The organism is Pseudobacter sp. (assembly GCF_051955275.1).
Taxonomy (GTDB): domain Bacteria; phylum Bacteroidota; class Bacteroidia; order Chitinophagales; family Chitinophagaceae; genus Pseudobacter.
The window spans coordinates 28,306-45,704 of the sequence record NZ_JBQCGW010000024.1; the positions used below are offsets into that span (position 1 = coordinate 28,306).

The following is a 17,399-nucleotide window of genomic DNA, read 5'->3' on the forward strand; positions in this document are numbered from 1 at the left end:
TTTTTATTATCAGTAACCTGGTGTTTGTGATACAACACCTTTACTTAATTCTATTTCGGACTGAGGAACAGGATACAGCATATAAGCATCATCCCATGGGCGTGTTGTGGTATTGATCTTACCCGTACGGATAAGTGCATTCTTCAATGAATCCGTACCCCAACGACGAAGATCGAACAGGCGCCATGCTTCCATACCAAGTTCAAGCCGCCTTTCATTCCTGATATTCCTGAGCAGTTCCTCATCTGAGTATGCCTGGTAATCTGTTTTGGATGGAACAGTCAGTCCAGCCCTGCTCCTCACTTTCAGCAGCAGGTCAATGGCAGCATCTTTATTTCCTGCACCAATGGTAGTGCCTGACATCAATGCTTCGGAACGCATGAGCAGCACATCTGAAAACCGGAATAGTGGCCAGTTCAGCGGGATGATATCATATCGTTTGTAATCGCTTTGTGATTTTCCGGGCACCACATGCTTGCCCATTCCGGGTGCTCCGGCATTGCCGCACATGGCAACACCCTGCAGAACATCATCTGTTGTGGTAGCGGTATATTTCCTTCTTCCGTCTCCCGGCTGGAAGGCACTGTACAGATCGCCGGAAGGTGCGTTCTGTCCCCACATGCCATTACCACACCCCACGCGGATGGGAGTAAGTGTGCCATCAAAGGAATCAGGTCCCCATCCACCGCCATTGTCGGTGAAATTCTCAACACGCTGGATCTCCCATACAGACTCTATCCCGTTGGCAGTGGCCTGCACAAAATTGGCATAGTAATCAGCATTCAGATCATACTCACCAGAGCTGATGACTACCTGCGCAGCAGCAGCAGCTTCCGTATATTTTTTATCGAAGAGGTACACCTTGGCCAGCAGGGTGCCTGCTGCGCCTTTGGTTAATCGTCCGATCATCCTTTCATCGATGGTAACCTGTTTGGTGGGCAATACCGGAATGGACTCTGTGAGATCTTTCTCGATCTGGTCGTACACCGCCCTGGCAGTGGCTCTTGGCATATTTACATCTTCCGCATTGCCTGGGTTGATAGGTTTGGTGAACAGGGGAACACCACCATAATAGTTCACCAGCATGAAATAATAAATAGCGCGCAATGTTTTGCATTCTGCCATGAAGCGGGCTTTCTTGTCATCCGGGATCGTGGATTTTTCGATCCCGTTAATGGCAATATTGGCACGGTTGATCCCTTCATAAAATCCCTTGTACATATTCTCAAATGCAGGACTGAATTTAGCTTCAGCAACATTGGTATAATCCGTAATCGGATTGATGTCTACAAAGGGAGGACTTCCATCGTCGCGGTTCATGCCGAAATTACTGTCATCCGATGCGCCGTCACCCAGGGTCCAGAACATACGGTCGAATGTTTTGTCCCACCCTGATACATCATACACGCCCACCACAGCCTGAAAGGCCTTGGCCTCTGTAGTAAAATATGTTTCGATGGTGTACTGGCCGATAGGTTTTTTATCCAGAAATCCTTTATTACAACCCCAGACCGCTACCGTTACAACGGCAACTGCAAGACCGGAGAAAATTATCTTTTTATATTTCATCATGGCGGAAATTATTAAGCATTAAAAAGTGACATTGAAACCAAACAGGAACATGCGGGGTTGGGGATACACGCCCCTGTCCACACCGATCTGCAGGTCCCTGTTGGCCGAGAACACATCGCTGTAACCCGTGGAATTGATACCGATCTCAGGATCGAAACCTTTATATTTCGTAAAAGTGAAAAGGTTGCTGGCGCTGATATAACACCTTATCCTTTCCACCTGGATGCTTTTTGAAATGGCGGCAGGTATCGTATACCCCAGTTGCACGTTCTTCATCCTCAGATAAGATCCGTCCTGCAACCAGAAGCTGGAGAAGCGGCTGTTCTTGGCATAATCGTAATCGCGGAAAGCAAGACGGGGGAAATTTGCATTCGTATTTTCTGGCGTCCACCTGTTGTTTACATCGGCCAACCGGTTGATCCCTTCATTGTATCTTGGATCGCCAACAGTTCCCTGTTGATAGAAATAATTATAGATCTTATTACCTGCCACTCCCTGAAAGAGGATACTGAAATCGAAATCCTTATAACTCAGGTTCAGGTTCAGGCCATAGGAATATTTTGGTGTGGGATTTCCGATGATGGTCCTGTCATCTTCATTGATCTTATTATCTCCGGTGATGTCTTTATAGCGGATGTCCCCGGGACGCAGTTCCTTACCTATCAGGTCAACCGGGCCTTTGGCAATTTCGTCTTCACTCCGGTAAATTCCATCGGCAATGAATCCGTAGAATGCGGAAATAGGATGTCCTACTTTGGTCCTGGAAGGCTGGTAAGCGCCTACCAGCGTGCCGTCTGGCGGTACAATGAAATCCATATCGCCGAGACTGAGCACTTTGTTATTATTCACACTTCCGTTTGCATTGATGGAAAAGTTCAGTTTTCCGATGGAATTACTATAACCGACAGTGGCTTCAAAACCTCTGTTCTGAATATTATCTCCATCGAGGTTCACCAGCGGAGGATTGGTGCTGGAGCCGAAGATATCGCGCACTTTAGGGATCACGCGCATGCCTTTGGTGATGCGGTTGTACCAGTCGAGCGTAATGTTCAACCGGCCTCTGAATGCTGTCACATCCAGGCCGATATCAGTTTGCCTCAAACGTTCCCATCCTGTACCGGTAACGCTTGCATACTGCCCCAGTGAGATACCACTCTGAGACACGCCACCCATGCCATAATTGGAATTGATCTTAACCAGTGAATATCCCGGATAAGCCAGGTTGCCGATATTGCCCATTTCTCCATAACTGGCGCGGAAACTAAACTCATCGATCTCTTCTATTTTTTCCATGAATTTTTCCTTCGCCATTCTCCATTTCACGGAAGCGGCGGGAAAGAAACCCTTTGGCTTATCGGTAACATAGGCAGGTGATCCTGCATCCTCTCTTCCGGTCACCTGGAAATAATACTTTTCTTCATAATTATAACTGAGCCGGCCGAACAGTGATGTATAGGCTATTTCAGAAGGGGGAGTGAATGGGAAGCTGATGGTGGCAGGATCGCCAAGTCCCGGCTGTTGAAAATCAGGATCCTGGTTGGAGAAGTTACTCTGACTGTAGTTGATGGCTTTATTGTAAACATATTGCGCCACATGTCCGGCAGTCACTTCAAGGCTATGGCCTTTCAGCCATTTGGACCAGGTAGCGTAATTATCCCAGTTCCAGTTATGCCCTCCATATTGTCCTGCATAGAGATTGGTAGCTGCAATAGGCGCTGCTGCAGCCCCCATCAGGCTTCCATTGAAAACAGAATAAGTTCCTGAATATTGTCCGGCAGCAAATGTGGAACGGAAGGTAATGCCGAAGGGCAGCTTCACCTGTCCGAATACACTACCCGACAGATTGTTGTCAGTATATTTCGGATTGCTTTTTTCGATAGTATTGATGGGGTGATAGATATTTCCATACCAGTTGATATTCACCACAGGCGCCACGCCGTAGCCACCGTTGTTATCATAAACAGGTATATCCGGCGCATAGAAAACCGCAGACTGCATAAATCCTGTACGGTCGTCATTGGTACCTGCCACCACTTTCCGGTTAGACGTTGAATAGGCCAGGGTAACACCCATCCTTAACCATTTGTTGGCATTGGTTTCCGCGTTGGCGCGGAGTGAGGTGCGCTGAAAGCCGCTATTCACCATGGTTCCGTCTTCCTTTCTGTGACCTGCAGAAAAATAGTAAGACGATTTGCTGTCGCCTCCCGAAATACCGATCGTTCCATCAATCACCTTACCGGTATTGAATACATGGTCCTGCCAGTTGGTTCCTCCTTTGGGAAGGTTGGCAATGCGTTCCGGGGTCGACCATTCGGGATTGACAGGGATGGGTACAAAAGAAACAATGTCTTTATGCTGCTCATTGAAGGCATTGATGATATCTGTGTTAAGCTGTGCTTTTTGTTGTGTGTTCAGTACTTCCAGCTCCCTCCATACATTGGATATGCCGGTGAAGCCATCGAAGGTTACTTTGGCTTTACCGGAAGCAGCGCCTTTCTTGGTTTTGATCAGGATCACACCATTTGCGGAACGCACGCCGTAGATAGCCAGCGCGGCGGCGTCTTTCAGGATGTCGATGCTCTCGATATCATTAGGGTTCAAAAAAGAAATGCCCTGTGGTTGTACGATATCATCCACCACGTACAATGGTTCGCTGCTGCCTGCGGGGCTGGCTGTTGAGATACCGCGGATGCGAACGCTGATCTGACCGCCGGGATCGCCGGTGCTGCTGGTCACCTGAACGCCTGCGGCGCGTCCCTGCAATGCCTGATCGATGGTGGCCACTGGCGATTTCCGCAGTACGTCTCCCGATACACTGGAAACGGAACTGGTAAGGTCCTTCCGCTGTTTGGTGCCGTACCCAACCACCACCACATCTTTCAGCTGGTCCGAGCCTGGTTTTAGGCTCACAATAACGGTGTTATTGCCACCTGCTTTCAGGATATAACCGGTGATGGTGCGGCTCTGGTAGGCCACCGCTGAAAATTCAAAATTGTAAGTGCCTTTAACAGGCAGGTTCTCAAATGAAAATTTACCCAGGGAATCCGCCATGGTGCTGTAAAGTCTGTCGCCGGAAGCGTTTTTGGCGGTCACCGATGCAAAGCCGATGGGATCGCCTTTACTGTTGGTGACAATACCGCTTACAGTAGCTACGGGGGATTGACGGGCAAAAGTGAAGGTTGCTGATAGCAGGAGGGCCATCAGCACACAAGCCGTTAGTTTTAGTAGTTTAAGCATATCGTATTTGTAGAAAAGTACTCTGATATGTCATACTACGTTTTCCGGAATGACTATCCCCTAAACAGAGTCAAAGTTTATTTTGATATATAGAATTTCCTGTCTGCGACCTTCTTCACTTCCAGGTTGTTGATGGCGGCGATATTGTGCAGTATCCTGTCAATGGACTGTGTAGTATCAACAGAAATGAATACGTTGATGGAGGCCGAGATCTCTGTTGGATAGTTGATCTCCACTTTGAAGCGTTCCGCCAGCTGGTCGAGCACCGTTTTCAGGTTTTTATTCTGGAAATTTATCTGGCCGTTGTTATCGGCGGATGCAACGGAATTCTCTGACTGGTCATGTTCATCTGTCACGGGATCTGCGCCTGGCGTGCGTTTTTCAGGTCCGGTCTTTAGAGTTCCGGCAGGAGATGTTGCAGCCAGGTGATTGTCCGGGAATTTCTCAAACAGGTCTTTCCCGATATTGAACCTGATCCTGTCGCCGGGAAGCAGATAATTGGCGATGGTTTCATCCTGGAGTTTTTTCACCACTACCTTGCCTTCGAACAATGCCACGGAAATACTGCTGGCGTTGCCGTCAACGCTGAAGCGGGTACCCAGCGCCGTGGTGGCTACCTTGCCGCAAAAAACAGTAAATTGCTTCTCCTTGTTTTTGGCGACATCGAATTCCGCTTTTCCTGTCAGGTGGATCTCTCTTTTTGTGGAATTGTAATTATCCGCATACCGTATTTCGCTGCCGGGGGAAAGAGTGACCAGGGTATTATCCGGGAGCCTTAGCTGCTGCGCCGCAGTTGTATTGTTCTTTTTGATGGTTTCGCTGGTGGTTGCCAGTTCATTGGAACCGGCAGCAGGACTGCCCTGGTTGAGGTACCTGATACCGAAGAACAACAGCAACACGGCTGCGGCGCTCACTAATGTGGTGAGGATCCTTTTACCGCGTTTACTGCGATGGATCGACTGTTCTATATTCTGGTAAAGTTCTTCATCAACAGCGGGTGATGGTTGGGACGAAACATATTTATCCCATTCCTGTTCGGGTAAAAATTCTTCCACGGCGTCCGGATGCTGCCGCAGGTAACGTTTTACATACGCTGCTTCGTCATCCTGGCACTCGCCTCTTAAGAATTTTTCTATGAGATATTTATCGATCAATGTATAAACAGGATTGTGTTGAATAAAACTAAAACCGGGAAAAACGGTTTGATGAATTTCAGAGCAAGGTTGATATGGTTTTCCACTGTTTTAGTGGAAATGGAAAGCATCTGGGCAATTTCATTGTAGCTGTAACAGTTCAGCCTGCTTAACCTGAACACCCGTTGCCGTACCGGTGGCATCTGCCTGATCAGCATTTCCAGTTTGCGTAATGTATCATTGTAAGAAACGGATTCACTGACCAACTCCCACTGCTGTGATCTCGATTCATTCAACTCTGCTTTGCGTAATGCTTTTTGTTTCCTTATTTCATCGATCATGATGGTCCTTGCTATCCTGAACAGAACGGATGAAAGAGTAATGTCATTCTGTAAGCTTTGCCTGTATTTCCAGAGCTTGATAAATGTAAGCTGTACTACTTCCTTGGCCAGTTCCGGAGACCTTGTTTTATCATAAATATACCTGTACAGGGGCACCTGGAACAGCTCAAAAGCTTTTCGCAAGGCATTTTCGTTGCTGGCTTTTAACCCATCAATTAATGGCATAGCAGTAGTTTGACTTACCAAATCTAATGAATAAAATGAAGGAAATGAAAGCAGGCATTACCGGCTGGTGCAAGGGAATATCAGTATATGCCGGAATTTCAGCGGAGAAACGGAAGCGCAAACGGTTGCGTAAAAAAAGCGATAGCTGAACTTACATCGGTCCCTTAGAGGAAATCCAGCAATTCAGAGGGAGAGGCCAGCAAATGCGTATGCCTGCCATTTTTCATTTGGCCCAGCACTGCTGCACTGCCCGCCACCAGGAGACTGATATCCCTGGGCAGTTGCATACGCTTTCTCAAATCAGAGAGGTTATCTTCTTCCGTGCGCGTGGTAAAGAACAGCAAGACATGCGAAACCACAGTTCTTTCAAGGATCTGCGGAACCTGTTCATAGGGAACATTCTGACCGAGATAGATAGTAACAGCACCTTTGGAGCGGATGATATAGTTGGCAAACAGCAGGCCGATCTCATGCCACTCACCCGGAGGCAGCATCAGGATAAATGTTTTACGGTTTTTTCTTCTGACCGTCAGCATGTCCGTTGCAGCAAGCAGTTTGCGGCGCACCAGGCAGGAAGCGAAATGCTCCTGCACCGGCGTGGCATCTTCCACAGACCACATCAATCCGATCTTCTGCAGGAAAGGATAAACAACTTTCAGCATAGCATCAAATACACCATATTTCTTAATTGCCGCACTGTACACCTTTTCACAGGCAACCTCATCCAATTCAAGCATTCCTCCTACCATATCATTCACAAAGGCCAGCGCCGTATCATCACCCTCCGCATCTCCGTTCTTCAGGTCAGATACTGCTGCATGTAACTCATGTTCGTTCAACTCAGCGATAGAAGATATCTTCATACCACTGGCCAGCAGCGTAGACACATTGAGCAGCTTCCGCACCTGGTCATCGTCGTACATCCTGATATTGGTATCGGTCCTTCCCGGCCTGATCAGATCATACCGCCGCTCCCAAACCCTGATAGTAGTAGCTTTTATGCCGGACAATTGCTCCAGCTCCGAAATATGATATAATCTCATAATACTGTAAAAATAATAAATCATTCCTGGTTCCGGACTGCCCGCACATGCCGGATGAAAAAAGGAAGGAATGACCATATTAATATGAATTAAAGGTATATATTTTGTCCAACTTTTTATTAAATTTGTTGGACAAAAATATTTCAGTTTTTTACAGGGCGTTGCACAGCTTTGGAAACCGTCAATAAAATATGGAACATTTTTCCAACGATTGTGGAGATGAATGAACAAAATGACAGCTCTTTTTTTATGGGAATAAGTATCGGTCAGCAGCAGTGAAACCTGAATTACAATTCGCTCCGTTTTTATGCGGATTCACTCCTGGAGATGATCTACCGGCAAGGTTTAGGCTATAGGGAAGATTGAATCGCATCATTAAAACATTCACAAAAGATCAATTATGAAATCTTCACCTTTATTCAGCAGAATTTTACTCTTATGCGTATCAGCCAGTTCATTGGCGATCACTGGTTGCGACAAAGACGACGATGATGATAATGGCATGCAGATGAATGTAACGCAAATTGTAGTGAACGATCCGCAGTTCTCCCTGCTTGAAGCCGCCGTAACAAAGGCAGGCCTGGCAAATACCCTGGCAACTACCGCCAATATCACTGTATTTGCACCGGACAACGACGCCTTCAGGAAACTGGACCTTAACGGTGATGGCGTAGCGGACCTCGACACCGAAGCCAAGATCATGGCGCTCGATAACAGCGGCGTGGCATTGCTAACATCAGTGCTTCAATATCATGTTCTGGGCAGCAAGGTCACTTCAGGCAATGTGCCAGCAGGTCCTAACGCAGAGATCACAACGCTCGGAGGCAAGAAAGCATTCGCTACCCGCAACAGTGCCGGTGTATTCATCAATGGCGTGAAAGTGAAGAAAGCAGATGTGAATGCCACTAATGGAGTGATCCATGTAACAGACCGGGTTTTACTGCCTCCTGCGGGGAACATCGTGGAAACAGCCGCAGCCAATCCAAATTTCACTTTCCTGGTGGCAGCTGCGCAAAGGGCAGGTACTGACATCGTAAATGCGCTCACTGCCGCAGGGCCGCTCACAGTATTTGCACCTACCAACCAGGCATTCATCGATGCAGGATTTCCAACAATTGCCGCCATTCAGGCAGCTGATCCCAATGCATTGAAACCGATACTGCTTTACCATGTGATCGGTGCAAGGGTGTTCTCTTCTGATCTTACAGAAGGCGCTCAGCCGGTAACTGCAGGTGGCGGCAAACTCACCATCACACTGGCAGGCGGTGCTAAAGTGAAGGGAAATGGAAACGCACAGGCATCTGGTATCGTGGCAACCGATATAGTCACCTCCAATGGAGTGATCCATGTGATTGACAAAGTGCTGTTGCCATAAGCCATGCAGCAACGAAGTGAATGATGAATTGATAACTGATCAATACGATGGAAGATGTTTGCTAACAGGTACAGGTACATGTTTATATTATTGTTGTCTGCTTACGCATTTATCAATACGGTATTATGCGAAGTGTATCACTACTTCAACATACAGGTGGCCTGGCAGGATGCGCTCATCACTATCGTATTGATCACTTTTTTGAGCTGGGAAGGAAGCAGATTGATCGAAAGCCAGGTCAGGAAACGGTTTCCGCCTGATCGCAAGCAGGTATGGTTCCTGGGCGCATTCTTCCTGGCAGGTATGGGAATTTCATTGTCAGCAGCAGTATTGGTGGTTTATGTAATAGGCGCATGGGTGTACAAATACCCGTATCCTTTATATGAGATGCCCCTCAAGCTGAACCTGATCTATGCGGGACTCATCAACCTCCTGTTCCATTTATTGAATGCCATCCTGCTTTTTTTCAGGGAGTACAGGCTGAAGTATATGGAAGCGGAGGAACTCAAACGGGCCAGCACACAGGCACAACTGCTGGCCGTAAAAACACAGGTGAACCCGCATTTCCTGTTCAACAACCTCAACGTACTGAGCAGTATGGTGATCAGGGACAATCCGGGGGCCAATAAATTCATTGAAGAATTCGCAAAAGTGTACAGGTATATTCTGAACAGCCAGGATAAAGAACTGGTGGAACTGGAAAAAGAGCTGGCATTCATCAAACCTTATGTATACCTGCTGCAGCAACGGTACCCTGACGGTTTGAAAGTGGATATCAATATCCCTGACCGTTACAATAACTATTATATCATCCCGGTTGCCTTGCAGATGCTGATCGAAAATGCGATCAAACACAATACGATCTCGCGGAACAGTCCGCTCTATATAAAAGTGACCACCAATGGCGGGGACATGCTGGTGATCAGAAACAACCGGCAGCCCAGGCGTTCAGTGGAGCAATCGAACAGGATCGGTCTGCAGAATATTGCCAAACGCTATGAACTGGTATGCGGAAAGGAGATCTGCATCAACACTACAGAACAGGAGTTTGAAGTGGTATTGCCATTATTGCATCTAAATTGACCATATGAGGATACTTATCGTGGAAGACGAGTTGCTGGCAGCGGAGCGCCTGCAACTGATGATCGGGCAGTACGACCCGTCCATCGCCAATATCCATTGCACGGAAAGTGTGGAAGAAACCATTGCCTGGCTGGAGCAGCACCAGGCTCCCGACCTCATCTTGTCTGACATACATTTGTCTGACGGGCACAGCTTCGAGATCTTCAGACGGATTTCCTACAAAGGGCCTGTTGTTTTCACCACCGCTTACGACCAATATGCCATGGAAGCCTTCCGCCTGTTTAGCATCGATTATATCCTGAAACCCGTTACAGCCGAGGCGCTCACCAAGGCATTGAACAAATACAAAGAGATCATGAGCCCCGCCATCGATTACCAGCAGGTGCTGCCCAAAGTGCAACAGGCGGCGGATGATGGCTACAAACGGCGCTTCCTCGGGCGTATCGGCCAAAGGCTGCAATTCATCAGCGTGGAAGACATTTCTTTTTTCCAGGCGGAGAACAAGATCGTATACCTGACAGACAAACAGGGCGTACGATACCTGATAGACCATACCCTTGAAAAGCTGGAGCAATACCTGAACCCTAAACTGTTTTTCAGGCTTAACCGGAAATTCATTGTGAAGGACTCTGCGATAGAATACATCAGGCCCTACCTCAACAGCCGGCTGAAGCTGACGGTAAAAGGCGCAGACAGCAGGGATGAATTCATCATCAGCCGGGAACGTGTATCAGAATTCAGGGCCTGGGCAGAATGCTGAGTTCAACTTTATCAATGAAGGAAAATAAAATGGCTAAAAAAAGAATCTCAGTGATCGGGGCCGGTTTTGCAGGCATTTCCGCAGCAGCCTATGCAGCGAAAGCAGGCCATGATGTACATGTGTATGAAAAGAATAACATTCCCGGAGGACGCGCCCGGCAATTCGAAACACACAACGGTTATGTTTTCGACATGGGCCCCAGCTGGTACTGGATGCCGGATATCATCAACAATTTTTTCCGCGACTTTGGTTACAATGCCAGTGACTTCTATGATCTTGTACCGCTCGATCCGCAGTTCCAGATCATCTTCTCCAACGGAAGGATGGTGATACCATCGGATTACAATGAATTGAAAGCACTGTTCGCTTCCCTTGAACCCGGTGCAGACAGGCAGCTGGACGCATTCATGAAATCAGCACGCTACAAGTATGAAACAGGCATGCATGAATTCGTGCAAAAGCCCTGTCATTCCTGGTGGGAGTTTGCCTCCCCCAAGGTAGCAGCCAGCGCTTTCCGGCTCAACCTCCTAAGTAATTACCGAAGCTATGTCAAAGGATATTTTTCACATCCCTGGCTGGTCTCACTGATGGAATTCCCCGTGATCTTCCTGGGCGCTTCTCCCAAACAGATACCTGCTCTGTACAGCCTCATGACCTATGGCGGCTATGCACTGGGCACCTGGTATCCGATGGGTGGATTTTATCAACTGGTGCTGGCCATGAAACGAGTAGCGGAAGAACAGGGTGCCTGTTTTCATTTCAACAGCCCCGTGGAGCGGATCAATACAAACAACAAAATGGTAACCGGGCTTCAGATAGCAGGACAGGATCATCCCTGCGACGCAGTGATCGCTGCGTCGGACTACAACCATACGGAAACCCTGCTGCCAGCTGCATTGCGTAATTACAATACTGAATACTGGGAAAGCAGGACCTTCGCCCCCTCCTGCCTTATTTATTACCTGGGAGTGAATACATCCATTCCCGGCCTCAGGCATCATACGCTTTTCTTTGAGCACGATCTGGACACACATGTGGATGAGATCTACCAAAGCAGGCAATGGCCCGGCGATCCGCTGTTCTATGTTTGCTGCCCGTCTAAAACAGACCCTTCCGTTGCACCCGCAGGCCATGAGAACCTGTTCCTCCTGATGCCGCTGGCTACAGGCCTGGAAGACAGTGAGCCCACCCGGGAACACTACCTGGATATTATGCTCCGCCGGATAGAGAAGGCCACCGGCTGCAAGGACCTGGCATCCAGCATAGACTACAAGAAAAGCTATTGTGTGCGTGACTTCAAGCATGACTACAACGCTTATGGAGGCAATGCATATGGCCTTGCCAACACGCTGAAACAAACGGCTGTGGGAAAGCCGGCCATCAGGAGCAGAAAACTCGGTAACCTGCTGTTCACCGGGCAACTTACGGTACCAGGCCCCGGTGTTCCTCCATCCCTGATCTCCGGAAAGATCGCTGCAGCAGAAATTAAAAACCTAAAAAAAATTCAGCTTTGAAAAATCTATTTGACCAGCTATCCCGGCAGGTAAGCAAAGCCGTTACCCAAAAATACAGCACCAGTTTTTCCCTCGGGATCCTGGCACTCAGCCCATCCATCAGGCCTGCCATCTATGCGATCTATGGTTATGTAAGACTGGCAGACGAGATAGTGGACAGTTTCCACGAGTACAACAAGAAAGCCTTGCTGGAAAGATTCAAAGAACAAACGTGGCAGGCGCTGGAGGAAGGCATATCCCTGAACCCTGTTCTCCAATCGTTCCAGGAAACAGTGAACAGCTACAAAATAGACAGGACGCTGATCGTACAGTTCCTCAACAGTATGGAAATGGATCTCAGTCCCGTTGACTATGATACAGCGCTGTACAAAGAGTATATTCTTGGTTCCGCTGAGGTAGTTGGACTGATGTGCCTGCAGGTTTTTGTGGAGGGCGACCAGGCCGCGTTCAACTCCCTGAAGCCGTATGCCATGAAGCTGGGCTCCGCCTTTCAGAAAGTCAATTTCCTGCGCGACCTGAATGACGATTACAGGGTCCTCGGCCGCACTTATTTTCCGGGGATCAGCATGGATGTGTTCGACAACCAACTGAAATCTACGATTGAAGAGGATATTGAATCCGAATTCCGGGAAGCGCTGGCAGGCATCAAGAAACTGCCCGGCTGCTCCAGATTCGGTGTGTACCTCGCGTACCGGTATTACTATTCGCTCTTCAAAAAGATCAGGCGTGTACCTGCTCAAAAGATCATGAACGAAAGAGTGAGAGTGCCCAACCTTCATAAACTGTCACTCATGATGAGCAGCTATGTGCAATACAGGATGGCCATTATCTGATCATATATTTCAAATCAACCGATGAACCTCTTACTGGTACTGATCACCTTCCTGCTGATGGAAGCCGCCACCTGGCTGATCCACAAATATATTATGCATGGGTTCCTTTGGTCTCTTCACAAAGACCATCATGATCATAGCCATGAGGGTCACCTGGAGCGCAATGATCTCTTCTTCGTGATTTTTGCGCTGCCAACCATTGCCCTCCTGTTTGCAGGCATGCGCGCGGATTATAATTATTTATTCTTCATAGGGCTGGGCATACTGTTGTATGGAATGGCCTATTTCTTCGTGCACGATATCTTTATCCATCAGCGTATCCCCTTCCTCCGCAATACGAAGAACCCCTATCTGCTGGCCATCAGGCGGGCGCACAAACAGCATCATAAACATACCGGCAGGGAACAGGGTGAATGCTTTGGTTTCCTGTGGGCCCCATGGAAATATTTTTCCATGTATTTCCGTTCAAAAACATCCAGATGAGAATATGAAACAGCTGGCTTATTGCAATCTATATAATGAATAAACAGCCGTTGGTCTTTTAAACAAACAAATCCGGCCTTTTGAACAAAGCCGGTGGAAATGCAGCGCGCTACTTTTGTATCAGCAAAACAAATAAAAATGATACAGAACAATTACCAGGGTGCGCTGCAACACCCGCTCAGCAATGGTTTCAATGCCCAGTCAACAACAGCAGACGTTATCAGAGGAATTGATCTTACCGGTAAAACAGCCATCGTTACAGGCGGCAATGCCGGCATCGGACTTGAAACAACAAAGACCCTGGCAGCAGCCGGCGCTACCGTGATCATTCCCGCCCGTGATGTGGAAAAGGCGAAAAGGAACCTGGAAGGGGTTGCCCGCGTGGAAATTGAAGCGATGGACATCATGGACCCGTTATCGATCAATGCCTTCGCCCAAACATTCCTTTCTTCTCACCGGCCACTGCACCTGCTGATCAATAATGCGGGGATCATGTGGGTACCATTCCGGAAAGATGCCAGGGGCATAGAATCACAACTGGCCACCAATTATATCGGGCAATTTCACCTGACTGCCGCACTCTGGCCTGCGCTCAAACAGGCAAACGGAGCGAGGGTGGTGAATGTTTCTTCACTCGGCCATCATATGGCGCCTTTCAATTTTGAAGATCCCAATTTCCAGCACCGCGAATATGAAACATTGCAGGCTTATGGCCAGTCGAAAACTGCCAGCAATCTTTTTGCCCTGGAGCTCGACAATCGCGCGAAGCCATTCAATGTAAGAGCCTACTCCGTGCATCCCGGCTCCATTGCAGGTACAGAACTGGCCCGGGAAGCACCGCTTGAATTGTTCATCAAAATGGGTTTCCTCGATGAGAACGGGAACATGCGCCCGGAAGTAATGGCAACACTGAAGACCATTCCACAGGGAGCAGCCACCACCGTGTGGGCCGCTACCAGTCCGCAACTCGATACTACCGGTGGCGTGTATTGTGAAGACGGTAACATTGCTGAACTGATCGCTGCTGATGCCTCCATCCCCACTAAAGCACATCTGCATGTAAATGGCGTGCAGGAGTATTCACTGGATGAGCAAAATGCGAAACGCCTCTGGGCACTCACAGAAGAAATGACAGGCATCCACTTCGAAATCAAATAGTATACCACTAAAAAATATTAAATGAAAAGTTTACAAGGAAAAGTTGCCCTCATCACCGGCGGCAACAGCGGCCTGGGCTATGCAGCAGCAAAGGACCTGATCGCAAACGGAGCGCAGGTGACCATTACCGGTAGAAGAAAAGAAGCCGTGGCCAAAGCAGCAGCGGAACTGGGCGCCATTGGTGAGGTGGCGGATCAGTCGAGCCTGCAGGATATTGAGAACCTGGTGGAGCATGTAAGGCAGGAGTCTGGCAGGATCGATATCCTGGTCATCAATGCAGGCATCACCAAACTGACCACTATTGAAAACGCAACGGAACAGTTGTTCAACGAGATGATCGACCTCAACCTTAAGGGAGCTTATTTCACATTGAGTAAGTTCATCCCTTTGCTGAACGATGGCGGATCCGTGGTGTTGATCTCTTCTTCATCCGCTTCCACCTCCACTCCGCAAAATTCCATCTACACCGCCAGCAAAGCGGCGATCAATGCCGTGATGAAAATTGCCGCGGTTGAATTAGCGCCCAGGCGCATAAGAGTGAATGCGGTCAGCCCCGGTCCGTTTGCCACTGAAATATTAGCAAAAGCAGGATTGACGGGCCCGGAGATGCAGGAGCATATCATTGCAGGCGTACCGTTGGGAAGACTTGGAATTCCTGCTGAAGCAGGAAAGCTGATCCGCTTTCTGGCGAGTGATGACGCATCGTTCATAACAGGTGCGGAGTACCTGATCGATGGAGGGCAGTCCATCAATCATTGATGGAAATTTGTTAAAAAGGCCAGCTCACCAGTAGCCTCAGTGCTAGTTTTTCCCTGGAGTTTTCATTTTCCAACGATTGCCGGAATAATGAACTCTTCCATCATCTTATCCGCCTGCCTGTGCGCATAAGCCGCGCCATAGGCAGTGGCTGTCAACACTACCACCAACGGCTGGTCTTTAAAGATGAAGATCTTGTTTCCTCCGTTGCCGGAGCAGTGATACACTTCATATTCTTTTCCATTTACCCGGTACACTTTATTCCAGAAAAGATATCCGTAGTATTCACCGGGCCTACCTGTTACGGGCAGTTGATGAGAGAGACTTTCGTTTACCCATTTTTCCGGAATCACCTGTTTCCCGTTCCATTTTCCTTTGTTGGCATAGAGCTGCCCGAATTTAGCGAAGTCCAGTGCATTCATGCGGATGCCTCCGGCTGTATTGGCAACGCTCTGCGGTGTATGCTCCCAGCGATAGTTGGTGATCTGAAGTGGTTTAAAGAGATGCTCTGCTGCATATTGCTCCAATCCACCGGGCACAACCTTATGGAGCGTGCTGCCCAGCAACATCACGCCAGCTGTGAAATAATGCCACTGACCATGATACTTGACAGTATCGATCGGCAGATCTAAAGTGAACTTCACCCAATCATCGGTCGGATACATATTTTCTTCATTACCTGGTGATGCCGGATCGGAATCATCTCCATTGAAGCGGGAACTCATTGTCAGCAATTCCTGCAATGTTACCTGTGCTTTTTCCCGAGAGTAGTTTTGATATTGCTGCAATTGATAGAATTCTCCGAGTGTTTGCATTGGTGATTTCAAATGACCATCGCGGATGGCGAGGCCGCAAAGTGCAGACGCAAAAGTTTTTCCAACAGAGCGCGTATTATGAATACTATCACGGGATGAACCATTGAAATATTCTTCGAAAAGGATCTTGCCGTTTTTCAAGGCAACCACACTGGTGATATGTTTGAATACATCTGCTTCTATATTGGCCCGCATTATTTTGATCCTGTCTCTATTGAATTTATCAGGAGATGTAACTAAACCAATATAAGGCCTTACCGGAGATAATTGGACATCAGTCAGGTTGATTTTGGGCGTTCGTTCAACCTGAAGCACCAGTTCTCCTTCCGCAATGATATCGCCGGTAATTAGTCCGGGATTTTTAACATAAGGCCGCAAAACGATCCGGAGATGGTGTGCACCATCCGTCAGTGTGCTGTCGCCGCCATTGAACATAAACCTGTTCCAGGCAGACTGGCTCCACCACCTGCCTTCACGCTGGTTATCGATCAGTGGTTTTGTCCAGATCGTATCAGTCTGCTGCTCCGCAGCGCGGGGCGCACCAGGCATCAATTCAGTTCGATAGATCAAAATTCCATCTACAAAAAAAGAGAATTGATAGTTTCCGAGTTTGGCAAGTGAGTCCCGATGAATGGAAGGCGCCAACGCTTGCAGACAGGCCGTCAAAGGCTTTTCCAGCGAAACGGTAAGGTACAGGTTGGTTTTGTTGGTGAACCGCAACGGTTGCACCCCTTGTTGCTTTATCAGCGTATCAATGGGAAATGCTGCCTGGCTGAAAAACAATTTACGGACAGGACGTTGCGCTGATGCATTTACCGCAAATGCAAGATGCACAATCAGGAGGGTGATTCTTATTGAATTTGACGACATGGTATAAAATTAGCCCTGATACTGTCCCCAAAATAGAACCTGGTTAACATCTGCCGATGAGCCTGCGATAGGAAAGCGGCGTCATGTGATGCGCTGCTCTGAAATGCCGGATGAAATGGCTCTGGTCAGCAAAGCCACAGTCAGCCGCGATCTCAGTGAGTGAGCGTGATTTATCAGCAAGCAGTTGCGTGGCCTTTTGCA

General features: G+C 48.2%; 15 protein-coding genes. 8 read left to right on the forward strand and 7 right to left on the reverse strand.

Translation table 11 applies throughout. The annotated features are described in order from the left end of the window. Positions 1-9 precede the first annotated feature (9 nt). From ACTHMC_RS02770 to ACTHMC_RS02790, 5 genes are all read right to left on the reverse strand, one after another. Positions 10-1,572 (reverse strand): RagB/SusD family nutrient uptake outer membrane protein, encoded by a 1,563-nt coding sequence (locus ACTHMC_RS02770; protein WP_440410610.1) that lies wholly within the window; start codon positions 1,570-1,572, stop codon positions 10-12. Between the two features lie 18 nt (positions 1,573-1,590). After that, positions 1,591-4,809, reverse strand: a complete 3,219-nt coding sequence (locus tag ACTHMC_RS02775) for a SusC/RagA family TonB-linked outer membrane protein (RefSeq protein ID WP_440410612.1) — start codon at positions 4,807-4,809, stop codon at positions 1,591-1,593. Positions 4,810-4,886: 77 nt separating this feature from the next. Beyond that, positions 4,887-5,963, reverse strand: a complete 1,077-nt coding sequence (locus ACTHMC_RS02780) for a FecR family protein (protein ID WP_440410614.1) — start codon at positions 5,961-5,963, stop codon at positions 4,887-4,889. Further along, positions 5,960-6,508, reverse strand: a complete 549-nt coding sequence (locus tag ACTHMC_RS02785) for an RNA polymerase sigma factor (RefSeq protein ID WP_440410616.1) — start codon at positions 6,506-6,508, stop codon at positions 5,960-5,962. Before ACTHMC_RS02785 ends, ACTHMC_RS02780 begins: the two co-directional genes overlap by 4 nt. Positions 6,509-6,672: 164 nt before the next feature. Continuing rightward, on the reverse strand, positions 6,673-7,551 hold the full coding sequence (locus tag ACTHMC_RS02790) for a MerR family transcriptional regulator (RefSeq protein ID WP_440410618.1): 879 nt from the start codon (positions 7,549-7,551) through the stop codon (positions 6,673-6,675). 400 nt (positions 7,552-7,951) lie between these two features. On the opposite strand from ACTHMC_RS02790, the gene ACTHMC_RS02795 reads away from it, so the two are divergent. The 8 genes from ACTHMC_RS02795 to ACTHMC_RS02830 all read left to right on the forward strand — a co-directional run bounded on the left by ACTHMC_RS02795 (position 7,952) and on the right by ACTHMC_RS02830 (position 15,516). Further along, positions 7,952-8,926 (forward strand): fasciclin domain-containing protein, encoded by a 975-nt coding sequence (locus tag ACTHMC_RS02795; RefSeq protein WP_440410620.1) that lies wholly within the window; start codon positions 7,952-7,954, stop codon positions 8,924-8,926. Positions 8,927-9,004: 78 nt separating this feature from the next. Continuing rightward, the gene (locus ACTHMC_RS02800) at positions 9,005-10,009 is read left to right on the forward strand and encodes a sensor histidine kinase (RefSeq protein WP_440410622.1); all 1,005 of its coding nucleotides are present in this window, start codon (positions 9,005-9,007) and stop codon (positions 10,007-10,009) included. Positions 10,010-10,013: 4 nt separating this feature from the next. Then, on the forward strand, positions 10,014-10,769 hold the full coding sequence (locus ACTHMC_RS02805; protein WP_440410624.1) for a LytR/AlgR family response regulator transcription factor: 756 nt from the start codon (positions 10,014-10,016) through the stop codon (positions 10,767-10,769). Positions 10,770-10,783: 14 nt separating this feature from the next. Beyond that, a complete protein-coding gene (locus ACTHMC_RS02810) occupies positions 10,784-12,283 on the forward strand; it encodes a phytoene desaturase family protein (protein WP_440410626.1) in 1,500 nt (499 codons plus the stop codon). Next, positions 12,280-13,116: a phytoene/squalene synthase family protein gene (locus ACTHMC_RS02815; protein ID WP_440410628.1), complete on the forward strand. Its 837-nt coding sequence runs from the start codon at positions 12,280-12,282 to the stop codon at positions 13,114-13,116. Before ACTHMC_RS02810 ends, ACTHMC_RS02815 begins: the two co-directional genes overlap by 4 nt. 21 nt (positions 13,117-13,137) lie before the next feature. Continuing rightward, complete coding sequence (locus tag ACTHMC_RS02820) at positions 13,138-13,599, forward strand: beta-carotene hydroxylase (protein WP_440410630.1); 462 nt, start codon at positions 13,138-13,140, stop codon at positions 13,597-13,599. Between the two features lie 138 nt (positions 13,600-13,737). Continuing rightward, positions 13,738-14,757: an SDR family NAD(P)-dependent oxidoreductase gene (locus ACTHMC_RS02825; RefSeq protein WP_440410632.1), complete on the forward strand. Its 1,020-nt coding sequence runs from the start codon at positions 13,738-13,740 to the stop codon at positions 14,755-14,757. A gap of 21 nt (positions 14,758-14,778) precedes the next feature. Further along, complete coding sequence (locus ACTHMC_RS02830) at positions 14,779-15,516, forward strand: SDR family NAD(P)-dependent oxidoreductase (protein ID WP_440410634.1); 738 nt, start codon at positions 14,779-14,781, stop codon at positions 15,514-15,516. Positions 15,517-15,578: 62 nt separating this feature from the next. Here the strand turns inward: ACTHMC_RS02830 and ACTHMC_RS02835 are convergent, their stop codons facing one another. Both ACTHMC_RS02835 and ACTHMC_RS02840 read right to left on the reverse strand, forming a co-directional pair. Beyond that, positions 15,579-17,198, reverse strand: a complete 1,620-nt coding sequence (locus tag ACTHMC_RS02835; RefSeq protein WP_440410636.1) for a serine hydrolase domain-containing protein — start codon at positions 17,196-17,198, stop codon at positions 15,579-15,581. 43 nt (positions 17,199-17,241) lie between these two features. Further along, positions 17,242-17,399, reverse strand: a 158-nt coding sequence (locus ACTHMC_RS02840; protein WP_440410638.1) for a helix-turn-helix domain-containing protein, incomplete at its 5' end; no start/stop codon positions are given.

Coding starts and splice junctions, on each gene's coding strand:
- ACTHMC_RS02770 (WP_440410610.1), bottom strand. CDS start 1,572: ATGATGAAATATAAAAAGATAATTTTCTCCGGTCTTGCAGTTGCCGTT.
- ACTHMC_RS02775 (WP_440410612.1), bottom strand. CDS start 4,809: ATGCTTAAACTACTAAAACTAACGGCTTGTGTGCTGATGGCCCTCCTG.
- ACTHMC_RS02785 (WP_440410616.1), bottom strand. CDS start 6,508: ATGCCATTAATTGATGGGTTAAAAGCCAGCAACGAAAATGCCTTGCGA.
- ACTHMC_RS02790 (WP_440410618.1), bottom strand. CDS start 7,551: ATGAGATTATATCATATTTCGGAGCTGGAGCAATTGTCCGGCATAAAA.
- ACTHMC_RS02795 (WP_440410620.1), top strand. CDS start 7,952: ATGAAATCTTCACCTTTATTCAGCAGAATTTTACTCTTATGCGTATCA.
- ACTHMC_RS02800 (WP_440410622.1), top strand. CDS start 9,005: ATGTTTATATTATTGTTGTCTGCTTACGCATTTATCAATACGGTATTA.
- ACTHMC_RS02805 (WP_440410624.1), top strand. CDS start 10,014: ATGAGGATACTTATCGTGGAAGACGAGTTGCTGGCAGCGGAGCGCCTG.
- ACTHMC_RS02810 (WP_440410626.1), top strand. CDS start 10,784: ATGAAGGAAAATAAAATGGCTAAAAAAAGAATCTCAGTGATCGGGGCC.
- ACTHMC_RS02820 (WP_440410630.1), top strand. CDS start 13,138: ATGAACCTCTTACTGGTACTGATCACCTTCCTGCTGATGGAAGCCGCC.
- ACTHMC_RS02825 (WP_440410632.1), top strand. CDS start 13,738: ATGATACAGAACAATTACCAGGGTGCGCTGCAACACCCGCTCAGCAAT.
- ACTHMC_RS02830 (WP_440410634.1), top strand. CDS start 14,779: ATGAAAAGTTTACAAGGAAAAGTTGCCCTCATCACCGGCGGCAACAGC.
- ACTHMC_RS02835 (WP_440410636.1), bottom strand. CDS start 17,198: ATGTCGTCAAATTCAATAAGAATCACCCTCCTGATTGTGCATCTTGCA.